General features: G+C 71.4%; 17 protein-coding genes. 10 read left to right on the top strand and 7 right to left on the bottom strand.

Translation table 11 applies throughout. From position 1 onward, the window contains the following. The first annotated feature begins 21 nt into the window (after positions 1–21). The 5 genes from AC1DWH_RS10975 to AC1DWH_RS10955 all read left to right on the top strand — a co-directional run bounded on the left by AC1DWH_RS10975 (position 22) and on the right by AC1DWH_RS10955 (position 5,966). Entirely contained in the window at positions 22–1,344 is a 1,323-nt protein-coding gene (locus AC1DWH_RS10975; RefSeq protein ID WP_477093700.1) for a 5-methylcytosine restriction system specificity protein McrC, read from the top strand. Between the two features lie 107 nt (positions 1,345–1,451). After that, positions 1,452–3,539: a nuclease-related domain-containing DEAD/DEAH box helicase gene (locus AC1DWH_RS10970; protein WP_477093699.1), complete on the top strand. Its 2,088-nt coding sequence runs from the start codon at positions 1,452–1,454 to the stop codon at positions 3,537–3,539. Between the two features lie 117 nt (positions 3,540–3,656). Next, positions 3,657–5,123 (top strand): MFS transporter, encoded by a 1,467-nt coding sequence (locus AC1DWH_RS10965; RefSeq protein WP_477093698.1) that lies wholly within the window; start codon positions 3,657–3,659, stop codon positions 5,121–5,123. A gap of 91 nt (positions 5,124–5,214) precedes the next feature. Continuing rightward, positions 5,215–5,541: a hypothetical protein gene (locus AC1DWH_RS10960; RefSeq protein WP_477093697.1), complete on the top strand. Its 327-nt coding sequence runs from the start codon at positions 5,215–5,217 to the stop codon at positions 5,539–5,541. Between the two features lie 47 nt (positions 5,542–5,588). Continuing rightward, positions 5,589–5,966 carry an SseB family protein gene (locus tag AC1DWH_RS10955; protein WP_456846010.1) on the top strand — a complete coding sequence of 126 codons (378 nt, stop codon included), beginning with the start codon at positions 5,589–5,591 and terminating at the stop codon, positions 5,964–5,966. A 1-nt stretch (position 5,967) separates the two neighbouring features. Here AC1DWH_RS10955 and AC1DWH_RS10950 read toward each other — a convergent pair whose 3' ends face one another. Genes AC1DWH_RS10950 through AC1DWH_RS10935 form a run of 4 tightly spaced genes read right to left on the bottom strand, consistent with a single transcriptional unit; the run spans position 5,968 to position 9,234 of the window. Next, positions 5,968–6,753: a zinc ribbon domain-containing protein gene (locus AC1DWH_RS10950; protein WP_477093696.1), complete on the bottom strand. Its 786-nt coding sequence runs from the start codon at positions 6,751–6,753 to the stop codon at positions 5,968–5,970. 53 nt (positions 6,754–6,806) lie between these two features. Then, positions 6,807–7,463 carry a GNAT family N-acetyltransferase gene (locus AC1DWH_RS10945; protein ID WP_477093695.1) on the bottom strand — a complete coding sequence of 219 codons (657 nt, stop codon included), beginning with the start codon at positions 7,461–7,463 and terminating at the stop codon, positions 6,807–6,809. After that, positions 7,460–8,287: an LLM class flavin-dependent oxidoreductase gene (locus AC1DWH_RS10940; RefSeq protein ID WP_477093694.1), complete on the bottom strand. Its 828-nt coding sequence runs from the start codon at positions 8,285–8,287 to the stop codon at positions 7,460–7,462. The genes AC1DWH_RS10945 and AC1DWH_RS10940 overlap by 4 nt, the downstream gene beginning before the upstream one ends. An 11-nt stretch (positions 8,288–8,298) precedes the next feature. After that, complete coding sequence (locus AC1DWH_RS10935) at positions 8,299–9,234, bottom strand: NAD-dependent epimerase/dehydratase family protein (protein ID WP_477093693.1); 936 nt, start codon at positions 9,232–9,234, stop codon at positions 8,299–8,301. 141 nt (positions 9,235–9,375) lie between these two features. Between AC1DWH_RS10935 and AC1DWH_RS10930 the strand changes: the two genes are divergently transcribed. The 4 genes from AC1DWH_RS10930 to AC1DWH_RS10915 all read left to right on the top strand — a co-directional run bounded on the left by AC1DWH_RS10930 (position 9,376) and on the right by AC1DWH_RS10915 (position 12,435). Further along, positions 9,376–10,128 carry a TetR/AcrR family transcriptional regulator gene (locus tag AC1DWH_RS10930; protein ID WP_456845854.1) on the top strand — a complete coding sequence of 251 codons (753 nt, stop codon included), beginning with the start codon at positions 9,376–9,378 and terminating at the stop codon, positions 10,126–10,128. 27 nt (positions 10,129–10,155) lie between these two features. Beyond that, positions 10,156–11,169, top strand: coding sequence for a hypothetical protein (locus tag AC1DWH_RS10925; protein WP_477093692.1), 1,014 nt, complete (start codon positions 10,156–10,158; stop codon positions 11,167–11,169). Positions 11,170–11,290: 121 nt separating this feature from the next. Next, positions 11,291–12,025, top strand: a complete 735-nt coding sequence (locus AC1DWH_RS10920) for an RDD family protein (RefSeq protein WP_477093691.1) — start codon at positions 11,291–11,293, stop codon at positions 12,023–12,025. Continuing rightward, a complete protein-coding gene (locus tag AC1DWH_RS10915) occupies positions 12,022–12,435 on the top strand; it encodes a DUF2510 domain-containing protein (RefSeq protein WP_477093690.1) in 414 nt (137 codons plus the stop codon). The genes AC1DWH_RS10920 and AC1DWH_RS10915 overlap by 4 nt, the downstream gene beginning before the upstream one ends. On the opposite strand, the gene AC1DWH_RS10910 is transcribed toward AC1DWH_RS10915, so the two are convergent. Next, positions 12,411–13,370, bottom strand: a complete 960-nt coding sequence (locus AC1DWH_RS10910; RefSeq protein WP_477093689.1) for a glycoside hydrolase family 113 — start codon at positions 13,368–13,370, stop codon at positions 12,411–12,413. The two genes, AC1DWH_RS10915 and AC1DWH_RS10910, sit on opposite strands and share 25 nt — an antisense overlap. Positions 13,371–13,414: 44 nt before the next feature. Further along, on the bottom strand, positions 13,415–14,185 hold the full coding sequence (locus AC1DWH_RS10905; protein ID WP_477093688.1) for an SDR family NAD(P)-dependent oxidoreductase: 771 nt from the start codon (positions 14,183–14,185) through the stop codon (positions 13,415–13,417). 62 nt (positions 14,186–14,247) lie between these two features. Between AC1DWH_RS10905 and AC1DWH_RS10900 the strand changes: the two genes are divergently transcribed. Beyond that, positions 14,248–14,865, top strand: a complete 618-nt coding sequence (locus AC1DWH_RS10900; RefSeq protein WP_477093687.1) for a TetR/AcrR family transcriptional regulator — start codon at positions 14,248–14,250, stop codon at positions 14,863–14,865. Here AC1DWH_RS10900 and AC1DWH_RS10895 read toward each other — a convergent pair. After that, positions 14,854–15,279, bottom strand: coding sequence for a VOC family protein (locus AC1DWH_RS10895; RefSeq protein WP_477093686.1), 426 nt, complete (start codon positions 15,277–15,279; stop codon positions 14,854–14,856). The genes AC1DWH_RS10900 and AC1DWH_RS10895 overlap by 12 nt on opposite strands.

The following is a 15,279-nucleotide window of genomic DNA, read 5'->3' as shown; positions in this document are numbered from 1 at the left end:
TCCTTCAGCTTGAGTGGCCAAGTGCCGCAGGGGCTTTGCTCGGTCGGCCTGCACGAGTTGGACCGCCTTGCGTTGCACGAGTCGTCCGCGAATACCGCGGCAATCGAGGCGTTGCTCGGCGCTTCTCGGCGCGAAGTTGACGGAGGGCTGACGTGGGACAGCTCGATGCTGGCGCCGGAGATTGCTCGGCGGCCGTACACCTCCGAGGAACCGCCGCAGGCGTCGATGACGTCCGTCCTCGACCTGCTTCGCTTGTTCGGCCACGTGGACCTTCTCGATCCCGACTTGGCAGATCTTCAGGGTCGTCCCCGACAGTCACAGATTCATCGACCACTGCTCTATCGGCGTCTCCTTCTTGAGGTCACGCGGAATGTGTCGGCCACACGACCGTCGTACCGGTTGGTGACCGAGGCGCGAGCGACCGTGCGCGGACGAGTATCCGCAGGGAGTCTCGCTGCCATCCACGCGGGTGTGGCTTCGAGAATTGTCTGCAGTTACAGCGAGCTCTCTCTCTCGACCGAGCTGCTCGGGGTGATCACTGCTGCGCTCGAATGGATCGCCGACGGAAAGGGCGTTCGATCCCTCCTGCCGGCCGAGTATTCAGACCTCCGACTTCGCCACGACGCAGTGATGTTGAGACGCGCGCTCGGAGAGGTACGCGCCCTGGCCCCTGCGATGGCCCTTCGGGTTGGACGTGGCCTGCGCCTTGGTCGCCTCGATCAGTCGTGGACCGATGCCCTGCGCCTGGCGGTCTCCGTGCTGGGAGAGCGCGAACCGTTGCCGAACCAGTCCGGCGATCCGGACGTGGACGCCGTGGAACTATCTGCCCCCACACACCAGGTCTGGGAACGGATTGTGACCGCGGCGTTGGAACGGTCTGGCTTTGAAGAGGTCATGCCGCAGGGGCGCCAGCCCGTCGGCATCACGGCAGATCCGTGGCAGCAACATCTGGTTCGGGTGCCTCTCACGCGGCCGGACAACATCACCATCCGCTTCGAGGACATCTTCATCGTCGATGCGAAGTACAAGACTCCGCCTTTGGGTGAACCCAATCGCGGGGACCAGTACCAGATGTTTGCCTACAGTCACCTCGTTGCGGCGAGCCCACGCGTGGTCCGGGCAGCTGTTCTTGTCTATCCGGGCGAGACGCCGCGTGCGGTGTGGACCAGAGGTCGTGATGCATCCGAGCGACCCGTGGAGCTCTATTCGGTCACTGTCCCATTCCCGTCGAGGTTTGATGTGACTGATCCGGTCACGTGGGGCGCCTTTCTCGAGCGCGCGGGGAACCGGATTCGTGACGAGCTCGGGCTGGTGCATCGGGAAGTCGCGCGTCTCCTCGCGTGATCGGGCGTTGCCGGGTTGGGGACTGCGCGTCGCTCAGCACCACGGTTGCCCAGGCCTCATGTCGGGGAGCGGCACTGCCGATAGCGGGTTGAGGGAGGCAGTCACTCATGCCCGCAGGGGATTCCGCCGCAGTCGAGGCGCAGCGTCAACTCGCCTTGGCGACCGCACACGAACGAGCGGCGGCTGATGCGCGGGCTACGGCCGCGCGCTACGACGTCGCCGCCACCACCGAGAAGCAGACCGCACGCGTTCTCGCTCCGCTAGCCGCCGCCGGCTACCACCTGTTGGCGGATCGAGCCTGGCCTGGAAGTCGGCGGGCTCAGGTCGACATGGTCGTCATCGGCCCTGGTGGAGTCTTCATCGTCGACACCAAGGCGTGGTCAGAAATCTCGATCCACGGCGGGCAGATCTTCCGGGGTCAGGAGGACGTGACCGATGATCTGATGTCACTCGCGGACCTGGGCTACACCGCCGAGGCGGAGTTTGCTGAGGTCGGTCTGGCTCCGGGTGAGGTGCGGGTACTCGCCGTCCTCGCTGGCCGCCAGGGAGTCAACGAGGCCGTGGGACCCGTGCGAGTTCTCGGGGAGCGCGACGCTGTGAAGTTCATCGCCTCGCACGGTCACCGCCTGACTCCAACCCAGATCGACACAGTGTTGGCGCGAGCGCTGACCTTCTTCCACCAGCTGAGTGCGCCGCCGCCTGTCAACACCCGCATTCCCGAGCCTGTGCTTCCTGCGCAGGCGCCGGATGGCGTAGGTGTGCAGGACATGTTGATTTCGGATGCCGAGGTCCAGGAGGCAATGCTCGACGGCCTCATGGCGGCGCCGATCGAAGAGTGGATGTCGTTCCTACATCCCGCGCAGGCCAAGGTTGTTCGACGTTCGTTCAGTGGACCAGCCCGCATTCGAGGCGCCGCCGGAACGGGCAAGACAGTCGTCGGCCTGCATCGCGCGGCATACCTTGCGCGCACCCGGCCGGGTCGAGTGCTGGTCACCACGTACGTCAGGACCCTTCCCCGAGTCCTAGGCAATTTACTTGGTCGCATGGCTCCCGACGTCGTCGACCGCGTCGATTTCGTGGGGATCCACGAGTTCACGCGAATGATCCTCGATGAGCGCGGGGTGCGGTTCCGCACGTTGCCCGCAAAGGTCGACGAGGCATGGGAAAGCGCGTGGGATCGGGTCGGCAAGGGTTCGCCGCTGGACTCGGGTCGGGTGGGTCGCCACTACTGGCACGACGAGATTCAGCACGTGCTCAAGGGGCGTGGCCTGACCGAGTTCGACCAGTATGCGGATCTCCCTCGAGCCGGACGGCGCCATCGACTGGGCACTGTCCAGCGTCGCTTGGTGTGGCAGCTCTACGAGGCATACGAAGCGGAGCTCGCCACGCGCGGGGTTCATGACTACGCCGATCAGATCCTGCTGGCTGAGGCGGAGCTCCGGCGCTCGCCACTGTCCGGTCGATACACAGCCGTCGTCGTGGACGAGGCGCAAGACCTCTCTTGCGCGATGATTCGACTCCTCCACGGGTTGGTCGGTGACACCCCCGATGGCCTCACTCTCGTCGGCGACGGCCAGCAGACGATTTATCCGGGGGGATTCACCCTCGCTGAGGCCGGAGTGTCCGTCGCGGGTCGGGGCACGGTGCTCGACGTCAATTACCGCAACACGGCAGAGATTCTGGAGTTCGCGTCGCTGATGGTGGCCGACGACGAATACGCCGACATCGAAGGTTCGACTGCCCGCGGAGATCGCCCGGTCCAGGTAGCGCGGCGTGGAGCGAAGCCCGAGTACGTCCGGTGTGGCAACGGCGCAGACAGAACGCAACGGCTCGTGCAGCGAGTTCACGAGGTCGTGCGCGAGGTCGGAACGGGCTACGGCGACGTCGGAGTGCTCGCCCTGGGCCGCTACGGCGTTCAACAGGCGACCCAGGCTCTGAGGAAGGCCGGCATCCCGGTCGTCCCGCTGGACGAGTACAACGGCGTGCCGATTGACGCCGTCAAGGTCGGCACCGTGAAGCGCGCCAAGGGCTTGGAGTTCAAGCAGGTTCTCGTCGCCGACGTTCAGGCGGCATGGTTTGCAGAGTCCGAAGCTCCGGTCAGTGATGCCGAACGCGAGCGTCGTGAGTACAGGCTGCGAGAGCTCTATGTGGCAATGACTCGTGCACGCGATGGACTGTGGGTCGGTGTCGTCTAGGACTCATCTCCGGGCGTCACGACGGAGGGCCGCCCCCTGAGCGGGTGTCCCCGGTCGCTGCCATGATCGAACGGCAGCAGTTCCGGCGGATCCGGCGGCCCGAAGGGTTCATGTCCGATGACCGAGACCAAGCCCGCCTACCAACCCCCCACCGTGCCGCGCAGCGCGTGGAACGCGCTCATCGTCCTCATGGCCGGCATGTTCATGGCCCTGCTGGACACGACGATCGTCAACGTCGCGCTCCCGACCATCCGGCTCAGCCTCGACGCGAACGAGGCGACGCTGAGCTGGATCATCAGCGGCTACGCCCTGGCGTTCGGCATCGCGCTGATCCCGGCGGGCCGGGTCGGTGACCGCATCGGGCACAAGTGGGTCTTCTTCACGGGCCTGCTGCTGTTCACGGTCGCGAGCCTGTTCTGCGGGCTGGCGCAGACCAGTCTGCAGCTGATCGTCGCGCGGGTGGTCCAGGGCCTGGCCGGCGGCATGTTCGTGCCCGGTGTGACGGCGATGATCCAGCTGCTGTTCCCGGGGCCGGTGCGGGGCAAGGCGTTCGCGATCATGGGGTCGGTCATCGGGGTCTCGACGGCGCTGGGGCCGATCCTCGGTGGGTTGATCATCCAGGCGTTCGGCGACGAGAACGGCTGGCGGCTCGTGTTCTGGGTCAACATCCCGATCGGGATCATCGCGCTGATCGCTGCGGCGAAGATCCTGCCCGCCGGGTCCGAGGGGCAGGCGAAGCCGGGGTACGACTTCGTCGGGCTCGTGCTGCTGACGGCCGGGCTGGTGGCGCTGCTGGTGCCGCTGATCGAGGGGCAGGACAAGGGCTGGCCGGCGTGGACGTTCATCACGCTGGCGGCGGGGGTGCTGCTGATCGTCGCGTTCGCGCTGTGGGAGCTGCGGATCGTCGACAAGAACCCGATGGTGCCGCCGCACCTCTTCTCGCATCCTCAGTTCACCGGCGGGACGATCCTCGCGCTGGTCTACTTCGCGGCGTTCACCAGCATCTTCTTCACCATCTCGCTGCTCTGGCAGGCGGGTCTGGGGCACACGGCGCTGGAGTCCGGCGTGGTCGGGGTGCCGTTCGCCATCGGCAGCATCATCGGGGCGTCGCAGAGCAACCGGCTGTCGCAGCGGCTGGGCCGCACCGTGCTCATCGTCGGCACCGCGATGGTCTGCGTCGGGCTGGTCTGGGTGTGGCTGGTGCTCCGGATCGAGCCCGCCGCCGACCTGGCCAACTGGGACCTGCTGGTGCCGCTGCTCGTCGCGGGCATCGGCAGCGGGCTGTTCATCGCGCCGAACGTCCAGTTCATCGTGGCGACGGTCGACCGGTCGGAGGCCGGCTCGGCCAGCGGCGTGATCAGCGTGATGCAGCGCGTCGGCTCCGCCATCGGCATCGCGGTCATCGGCAGCGTCCTGTTCGGCACCCTGCACATCACCAGCCCCGCCGGGGCCCCGCAGGCGTTCGTCGACAGCGCCGCGCACGCCATGGCGGTGAGCGCCGCGCTGTCGATCGTCGCGTTCGCGCTCGTCTTCGTGCTGCCGCGGAAGGTCAATGCGCAGGGTGGGCCGCCGCCGATGGAGTAGCGGCCGGATCGTCATCCCCGCGTCGGGTCTGCGTCACGTCCTCGCCACGTCGGACGCGTGAGATGGGCCCGACGACGAGAGAGGACCGACCATGGCCACCACGCTCGCCACCGCGGACCGGCTGTACGACGCCGCTGACCACCACCAGCCCGAGGTCGGCTCGACGGTCTGGGCGGTCGCCCACCCGATCGGGGCGCTGCCCGACGACGGCCCGGACCAGCGCTGGGTCATGGTGATGGGGGAGGTCATGGGCGTCCGGCTGGACACCCCGGGCTGGCCCAACGGGCAGGTGTGGTCGAGCGAGGAGGTGTGCCGAGCGCACGCCTGGTCGCGGCACGTGGTCGGCCGGCGCACGGGGTTCGAGGTGCGCCGGCTCGAGGTCGTGACACCCAGCCTGTTCCGGCTCGCGGTCGGGTGATCCGCAGGTAGCGTGAACCTCGCCCGCAACGACGAGGGAGCTCGCACATGAAGGACCTGGACCAGGCGCTCCGCACGGCCGCGCCCGGCACCATCGACGGCGCCAAGCTGCTGACGCGGTTCGAGTACGAGCAGCTCGCGGTGCCCAGCGGCGGACCGGTCGGCGAGCACTTCGAGGGGTTCATCCCCGCGATCGTGCACCGCGACGGCGTGCACCATCTCGTCGCGTTCTCGTCGGTGCAGCGGTTCAAGGACGAGGGCAGGATCGGCGGCGACGCCATCACCATGCCGGTCCGCGAGGTCCTGCTGCGGATGCCCGCGGACGTGGGCATCGTGGTCAACCCGGGCAGCACGCAGGGGTTCGAGCTGGGGCCGGACGTCATCGCCACCCTGCGCGACGAGCTCGCCCGGCCCCACGACGAGTGAGCTAGACCTTGACGGTCGTGAGGAACGCGGCGGCCTGGGTCAGGTTGTCGAAGTCGTCGCCGGCCAGGTCGACCAGCAGCTCGTTGCTCCACAGCGCCAGGCGACCGATGGTGAACTGCTCCTTGGCCACCTCGGGCAGCGTCAGCCCGTAGACCCGCTTGGCGATCTCGCGCTTGCCGCCGCGCGCGGCGCCGTAGGTCGAGACCGGCAGGTACACGTCCGGCGACATCGCGCACAGGACGCGGGTGAGCGCCGGCTCCTTGAAGCCGGTCATCCCGAGGCCGCCCTGGCCCAGGATCAGGCGGGTCAGCCGGTCGGGCAGGGGCACCGTCTCGGGCCCGTAGAGCAGGTACCGGATGGTGTTGCGCGTGCGGGCCGACGCCTCGTGCTCGCCCATCGACGCCCACGCCCGGTTGAACGACGCCGTCGTGGCGTTGGTCGCACCGGGGGTGTCGTTGACGAACGCCTTGAGGTCTCGCGGCTCACAGTTCGTGATCTCCTCGCGGCTGAACACCTGCTGGTAGTGGGACCAGTCCGGTCCCGGCTCGGTGGGCGCGAACTCCGCCGCCAGCTTCGCGACACGCTCCAGGCGCGCCGGGTCGACCGCGTCGCGGTCCGGGAAGCTGGCCTGCAGGTCGGCCGACGACGAGGGCAGGGGAGCCGACGTCTTCGCCTCCCCGCGGGTCCACTGGTGGTTGCAGGCCGTGCAGCGGACGGTGCGGCGATCGTCCGCCAGCCGTTCGACGAGTTCGAGCTCTCCGGATCGACAGACCGGGCATGTCAGCATGAGTGCTCCTTCGCCTCTATGCCCAAGTGTGACGTACTGGCGCGGCCCGCACGTCACGTCGGCAGATGCAGCCACCACGTGATGCCCGTGCCGATCCGCCGCAGACCGCACCGGAGGTAGAGCGGGAGCCCCGCGGGCGTGGAGTTGAGCACCACGTGCTGCGCCCCGTGCGACGCCGCGGCCGCGCACACCGCCTGCATCAACCCGGTGCCCAGGCCGCGTCGCCGGGACGGCTCCTGCACGGTCACGTCGAACACCCCGGCCAGGTTGCCGACGAGGTGCGACCACGCCTGGCCCGTCGTCCGACCGTCCTCGTGCGCCTCCGCGTACCAGGCCCGGGGCGGTCGCAGCCGGGCCATCGCGCGCTCGTCCCCGTCCTCCCGGAGCCTCACGCGGGGGTCGGTGGCGAGCCCGTCGGGGATCGGCCCGGCCATCCACCACGGCGACCAGCCGCGCTCGAACCCCGCGGCGGCCAGCGGCCCGGCGTCCACGTCGAGCCCGAGCCACGCGCCGACGATCGGGAGGTGCTCCGCCCGAGCCCGCTCGACGCCGCGGGCGAGGGCCGCCGGGTCGATGACCTGCGGGAACATGAGGTCGCCATTGGCCCACACCAGGCCCGAGTCCTCCCACGCGTCGCTGCCCTGCGCCCGCGCGCGCAGCTGGAACCAGCTGGTCTGCACGCGCTCGCAGTCCGCGACGCTCACGCTCACGCAGGCACCGGGCCCCGGCGGATCCGCTCCAGCAACGAGTCCGGGTCGACCGTGTCGAAGTCCCAGTTCGAGTCGATCCACCAGGTCACCCCGACCGCCTCGAGGGCGGCGACCTTCTCCCGAGCGGCCGCCGGGTCGTCCGGCAGCACGCCCTCGACGACCACGTCGATCGGTCCGTCCGCGCCGCGCTGCTCGGTGACCCAGGCGACGACGTCCGCCAGCTCGGCCGGCGTGAGGGGGTTGAACCCGTCCTCGCGTCGGGTGGGCAGGATGCCGTCCCGTCCGGCCGCCCGGCGCATCGACCGCGGTGCGTTCCAGGCGCCGATCACCCAGACCGGGATCCGCCCGCGCACGGGACGCGGCTGGAACACGAGATCGGTGACCTGGTGGAACGCGCCCGCATAGCTGAACGGTTCCCCGGTCCAGGCGAGGTCGAGGATCGCGAGGCCGTCGTCGAGGAGCGCTGCCCGGTCCTTGGCGGCGACGTGCTCGCCCGACACCCGGCTGTAGGCCCCGTCGTCCGTCGCGCCCAGGCCCACGGGCAGCACGAGCCGGCCGCCCGAGAGCTGGTCGACCGTCAGCGCCTGCCGCGCGACCTCCCACGGCTTGCGCCGCGGCAGCGAGAACACCATGGCGCCGAGCGTGACGCGGGTGGTCCGGACGGCCGCGGCGCCGAGGATGGTCCAGGGGTCGAACGTGTCCATGGGCCCGACGCTGATGCCGTCCCAGGCGAAGAATCCGTCCCAGCCGGCCTCCTCCGCCGCGACGGCCATCTCGATCGACTGGGCTGCGGACCCGCACGTCGCGGTGACACCGAACTTCATGACGCCCGACGCTACGCCCGGCCTCCGACAGCGGTCCGGCCGAGCGTCTCGGCGACGGCCCGGTCCCACGGCGTCGCGACGAACCCCAGCACGCGCGAGGACGCCGCGGTGTCCATGACGTAGGGCCGGGAGAAGTGCTCGGCGACGGCCGCGACCTCGCGCAGCATCGGCGAGGCGACGCCCATCGCGCGGACCACGGGCGCAGGCACCGGCCGGATCCGGGGGGCCGGTGCGCCTGCGGCGGCAGCGATCCGGGCGCCCAGCTCCGCGAACGTCAGCGGCTCGGCCGTCGGCACGTGCCAGCCCCGGCCCCATGCGGCCGGCGTGCTCCCGGCGGCGGCGAGCGCGCGGCCGAAGTCGGGCAGGTACGTCCAGCTGTGCGGCTGGTCCACCGCGACGACCGGGCGCACGACCTTGCCGGCGCGCAGGGGTTCGACGAACCGGGGACCCGCGTGCGCCTGGGCGTCGGCCAGCGGTCCGAGGTAGTCGGCGCCGCGCACCTCCGTCACCCGGAGCTCCCCGGCGTCGTGCCGGCGCACCGCCTCGCGCCACATCTGCGCGCGGACCGCGCCCTTGGTGTCGGTGGCGCGCAGCGGCGAGTCCTCGCGCATCACCGCGCCGTCCGTCGCGTAGCCGTAGAGGTTGCCGGCGCTGACCAGCACCGCGCCGGTGCGGGCGGCGGTGTCGAGCAGCGAGGTCCACAGCGGCGGCCAGTCCGTGGCCCAGCGGTGGTAGGCGGGGTTGGCGCAGTTGTAGAGGACGTCGGCCCCGCGGGTGGCCGCGGTGAGGGCGTCGACGTCGGTGGCGTCGAGGGCCGCGTGCGTGATCCCGCCTCCGGAGGTCCCGCCCGAGCGGCTGAGCACGAGGACGTCCGCACCCTCGGCGGCGAGCTGCCGGGCGAGCGTGGTGCCGACCGCACCCTTGCCGAGGATCACGTGACGGGTCATGGCGAGGCTCCTTGGTCCAGAACGAGAGCGGTGCTCTCTGTTGTGAGCAATGCTCGCACTACTCCGACCCGAAAGCAAGAGCGCTGCTCTCTGTGGTGATCGGTGCTCGCGGAACGTGTCCCGAGACGGCACACTGACGTCGTGACCGAGCAGATCGAAGCCCCCCGCGTCCCCGCCTCGGCCCGTGAGCGCGCGCGCGCCGAGGTGATGGCCGAGCTGCTCGCCGCTGCCCGCGCCCGGCTCGAGGCCGAGGGGTCGGCGGGCCTGAGCCTGCGCGCGATCGCCCGGGACCTCGGCATGGCGTCGTCGGCGGTCTACCGCTACGTCCCGTCCCGGGACGCCCTGCTCACGCTGCTCATCGTCGAGGCCTACGACGCCGTCGGGGAGGTCGCCGAGTCCGCAGCCGCGGCGGCCCGCGCGGCCGGGTCGGACCCCGCGCAGGTGTGGCTCGAGGTCGCCCGGGCCGTCCGACGGTGGGCGCTGGACCAGCCCTACTCGTTCGAGCTCATCTACGGCACGCCCGTGCGCGGGTACCGGGCGCCCGACGACACCGTGCGGTCGGCCCTGCGGATGTGGGGCGTCATCGTCGGTCTGCTCATGGAGGCGTACCACCGCGGGCAGCTCGACCCCACCGGCCCGGACTTCGACCCCGCCGGCCGGATCGCACCCGAGGTGTACGGCTACGCCGGGTGGGACGACCCCGACGCGGTCCCGGTCGAGCTGGTGCGCGTGGCGGCGCGCTCCGCGACGCTCTTCACGTCGCTGGTCGGCGCGATCTCGGTGGAGCTGTTCGGCCACCTGCACCGCGTGGCCGGCGACTACGCCGCGCTGTTCGACGTCACCATCGGCACTGCAGCCGCCGGCGTCGGCCTGCACGTGGACCTGCTCAAGTAGGCGCCCCGCCGGGCCGACACAGTCCTGGTGAACGGGTGGATCGAGCGGCAGTGGTTCGGCGGCCGCGCCGCGGTCGAGCGGTGGCGGGGGCAGCGCGCGGCGCGGGCTCACGAGCGCCGACCTGTGATCACCGTCCACGTTCGGGAGCAGGTCGCGGTGCCCCACTCCGCGGCGGAGCTCTGGGCGTTCGTCACCGACCCCGCCAACGATCGCGAGCTGCTCGGCCCGCAGCACGTCCGGTCGTTCACGGTGCCGGGCACACCGCGCGACGAGGTGGGCGAGATCGGGTGCGTCGTGGTGCGGCTCTCGGACGGCGCCTGGCGGGGCTTCCTCTCGCAGACCGAGGAGCGGGTGGAGGGCCTGCGGCTCGTCGTGCGCTCCCTGAGCGACACGCATGAGCGCGTCGACGCGGTCACCGTCGCGGACGGCCTGCTGACCTGGGAGGTCACCGCCGACACGCACCCCGAGAGCGCCGACGCGATCCGCGCAGGCCTGGCCGAGCACGTCGGGCGCTGCGTGGCGCTCCTGGCGGGCGAGGCCCTGTCGCACCCTGTCACGACGTACGAGCCGCGGTGCGGTGACGCGAGCACGTTGGTCGACCTCGAGGTCACCGCCGCCCTCGACGTCCGGCACTCGCCGCAGGCTGCCTGGGCGGTGGTGGGCGACGCGGCGGCTGTCGCGCTCGAGACGAACGACCCGACCGCGGTCAGCTTCACCGTGCCCGGGTCGCGTCGGGGCGAGGTGGGCGAGCTGGTCTGCGTGATCCAGGAGACCGCCGCCGGAGGGCGGATGGCGACGTTCCAGCAGGTCGTCGGGCGCACGCCCGGCCGGTCGATCGTGTTCCGCGGGCTGTCGGCCGTCGCCGAGCACGCGTGGGAACGGGAGGTCTGCGTCGACCCCGCACCCGGGGGTGCCCGCCTGAGCAGCCGGGTGCGCGTCCCCGTGCACGAGCGGAAGCGCTCCGCGACCAGGTACGCGTTCACCCGGGGCGCGGAGCGCTACCTCGCCGTGATCGCCGACGAGATGCGGGCACCCGCCTAGGGCCGACCGGGTGACGCGCCCTCACGGGCCCCCGACAGCCTCAATGGGCGCGGGTGATGTGTCGATGACCTCTGCAGCGCGCGGCCCGCGGGGGCTGCCCGACCCGAGCCCCAGGAGTGTCGTGAGCAACCAGGACCCGTACCAGCAGCCCGGCGCGGCCGGATGGCAGCCCGGGCCCTACACCGCGCCCGCTCCGCAGCCGGCCTACCCGGCGGCCCCGCAGGCTGCCTACCCGCCGGCCCAGGGGCACCCGAACTTCGCTCCGTACGGCGCGGCAGCGCCCCAGGACGGCTACCCGGCGGCTGCGCCGCAGTACGGCTACCCCGCGGCCCCGCAGTACGGCACCCCGCAGTACGGCGCCCCGCAGTACGGCGCGCCGGCGTACGGCTACACGCCCGCGCCCTTCGGTGTCGCGCCCACCTACGCCCACTGGGGTCTGCGGGTCGGTGCGTTCCTGCTCGACCTGCTCTCGCTCATCCCGTACTGGACCGGCTCGGCCATCAACTCCGCCACGTCGACGTCGGGGTACGACCTGTCCGGCAACGTGACGAGCCAGATGTCGTCCACCGGTCTGGCGGCGCTGGTGATCGGCATCGCGATCTCGCTGGGCCTGTGGGTGTGGAACCGCGGCTTCCGGCAGGCAAGGACCGGGCAGTCGTGGGGCAAGAAGGTCGTCGGCCTGCAGCTGGTGCTGGAGTCGACGGGCGAGCACGTCGGCGTGTGGCGGGCGCTGCTGCGCGACCTCGCCCACTGGTTCGACTGCTGGGTCCTGGGCCTCGGCTTCTGGTTCCCGCTGTGGGACGCGAAGCGCCAGACGTTCGCCGACAAGCTGGCCAAGACGGTCTCGGTCAAGTGACCACGCCTCCCGGCTGGTACGACGACCGCGCGACCCCCGGGGTCCTGCGGTGGTTCGACGGCGCCGGGTGGACCCCGCACACCGTCCCCCTGCCGCCCGCCCCGGGCACCGTGCTGACGGCCTCCTGGCCGCCAGCTCCCGCGGGCGACGCCGGTGACAACGGGCCGAACCACACCCTGCACTGGTTGATCCCCGTCGGCCGGTCGTGGGAGTCGATCCTGGCCGGCTACCTGGGCCTGGCGGCGCTGGCCATCTGGGTCCTCGGACCGGTGGCGATCGGGCTCGGGGTGCTCGCGCTGCGGCGTGCCCGTACCGGCGGGCACGGGTCGGGCCGAGCGTGGTTCGCGATCGTCGGTGGCGTGCTGGGCTCGCTCTTCGGGATCCTCTACCTGGTCAACGCCTCGGCGTAGGCGGCGCGGACGACACCCTCGGCGGCCTTGCCGAACATGCAGTAGTCGTCGTCCGCCGGCGCCGCGGTCTCGTCGTAGAGCCGGGCCGGCCAGTCCCAGAGCATGAAGCCGCGGACCCAGTCGCGCCGCGCGCACGCCGAGAACGCCGCCCGGTACCAGTCGACCTGGGCCTGTTCGCTGGGTGCGCCCTCGAGGGCCCAGTCGTTGGGCAGCGCGGGGGAGCCGACGCGGCTCGGGCAGCCCGCCTCCATGAAGAAGAACGGCTTGCCGTGCGCGGCGACCACGGGCTCGATCCGGTCCAGCTGGTTCTCCCAGTCGTGCTCCGGGTAGTAGCCCGAGGACGAGATGACGTCGACCGCGTCCCACCAGCCGACGTGGTCCTCCTGGTACTTGTCGCAGTTGTAGGTGACCAGCCCGGGGTAGACCGCGCGGACCTGCGCGACCAGCGCGCGCCACTCGGCCTCGCGGCGGTCCGACTGCACCATCTCGCAGCCGATGCAGAGCATCTCGGCGCCCTCGTCGGCCGCGATCCGGGCGTGGTGGACGATGAACTCGGTGTAGGCGGTGAACCACTGGGACCAGGTGGGCTCCGGCGGCACGTCGACGTCGAAGAAGTTGATGTGGGCCCGCCACGTGCCGTTGCGGACGTTGACCACGGGCTTGAGGCAGACCTTGAGGCCGCGCTGCTTGGCGGCCCGGACGGCCCACCGGACCTCGTCGTCGGTGACCGTCGGCTCGTCGCGGAAGTGGATCTCGGTCGACTGGGCGGTGTCCTGCAGGGCGCCGAAGGTGATCGCGGTCCAGGTCACGCCGAGGCGCTCGACCATGAGGTCCATGGACCGCTCCGCGTCGGGGCCGCCCCACGTGCCGCGCACGCCCGTCCAGCCCCACGTCATGCCGGCCACGTAGTCGAGCCGCGTCGCGTCATCGCTCACGGGAGGGAGCGTACGACACTTTCTTCACTCGGTGAAGAAAGAAGTCATGCGCGCATCAGCCGGTCGCTGACCGCGAGGGTCACCCGGCGCGGGGAGATCCGGGCGAACGTCGCCGTCAGCCGGTTGGTGCGGCCGGACACCACGCTCGCCGGGGTCCGCCGGCGGTCCAGGGCGCGCATCGCCAGCCCGACCACGTCGGCGGCCTCCTGCATCCGGCCGAGCTGCGCGTCACGACCGGCGACGTCGAAGAACTCCGTCCGGGTGGCGCCGGGCGAGAGTGCGAGGACGCGCAGGCCGGACGGGCGCAGCTCGGCACTCAGTGCCTCGGTGAACGAGAGCACGAACGCCTTCGTCGCGCCGTAGACGGCCAGGTGCGGGGTCGGCTGGTACGCCGCCGTGCTCGCGACGTTGACCAGCGCGCCCCGGCCCGCGAGTAGGTCCGGCAGGAACTCGCGTGTGAGGTCGACCAGCGCGGCGACGTTGAGCTGGACCAAGTCCGCGCCGATGGTGGGGTCGGTGTCGGCGAGGTCGCCGAAGTGCCCGAAGCCGGCGTTGTTGACCAGGGTGTCGACGTGCACGCCGTCGAGCTCGGCCCGCAGCTTGCCGGCCGCGCCCGGCGCCGTGAGGTCGGCCGGGAGCACGCGGACCTGCACGCCGTGCTGCGCGCGGATCCTGGTGGCCAGGTCCTCGAGGCGGTCGGCGCGGCGGGCCACCAGCACGAGGTCGGCGCCGCGGGCGGCGAGCTGGTGGGCGAACTCGGCGCCCAGGCCCGAGCTGGCGCCGGTGACGAGGGCGGTGGTGCCGTGGTGATCCATGCGAGCCAAAGTAGGCGCTGTCATCATTGTTGTCAACGACAACATCTGGTTAGGATGCTCGCATGCACCCCGCCGCCGACGTCGTCGTGCCCCCTGCTCAGCGGACCTACCACCACGGCAACCTGCGGGCCGAGCTGCTGGACCGCGCCGAGAGGACCCTGGCCACCGACGGCGTCGACGCCCTCTCGCTGCGCGCCCTCGCCCGCGACATCGGCGTCAGCCACGCGGCACCTGCGCGGCACTTCCGGGACCGGCAGGCACTCCTCGACGCGCTCGCGATCGACGGGTTCGAGCGGCTGAACGGCGCGATGCACGCCGCCGCGTCGGGGGACGCACCGCTGCGCGACCGGTTCCTGAGGGTGGGGTCCGCGTACGTGGAGTTCGCGACGGCGCACGCGCCGCTGCTCGGGCTCATGTACGCGCACAAGCACTCGTCGGAGGCGCCCGACCAGCTGGTCCAGGCGGGGCACGGGAGCCTCGCGGTGGCGGTCGCGCTGGTGGTCGAGGGGCAGGCGGCCGGCGAGATCCGGACCGGCGACCCCGTGCGACTGGCTCAGCTCGCGTTCGCGACCGTGCACGGGCTCGCCGCGCTGGCCGCCGGCGACCTGCTGGACGGGGCGCCGCTGGACGAGATGGTCGAGCTCGCGGCCGACGGGCTCTGGCGGGCCCTACGCGCCTGAGCCCTCGTGCATCCAGGGCGTGTACGTCAGGCCGACCAGGAGGCCCTCGGGACTCTGCAGCCGCGCGGTGGTCTGCCCCCAGGGCTCCTCGGTGGTCTCCTTGAGCAGCCGGTGGCCCTTGGCCAGCAGCTCGGCGACCCCGGCGGCCACCGCCTGCACCGACGCGAGGTCGAACTCGATCCACGCCTGCGGCGTCGGGACGTCCGCGGGCCAGTCCGGGCTGCCGAACGTCGACTCTGCGGCCTGCGCGAGCGGCCAGAGCGCGAACGCCCGGACGCCCGCGAGGTCGTCGTTGGTGAGGTACCCCGGCGCGGGCTCCTCCAGCGTGATCCCCAGGCCGTCCCCCCAGAACGCGCGCGCGGCGCCGCCGTCCCGCGTGATGGGTCCGAAGCCCGCGACGAACTCGATGTCCAT

It is taken from the genome of Cellulomonas sp. P2_F12, assembly GCF_056403775.1.
This window is presented reverse-complemented; position numbering and strand designations above follow the sequence as displayed.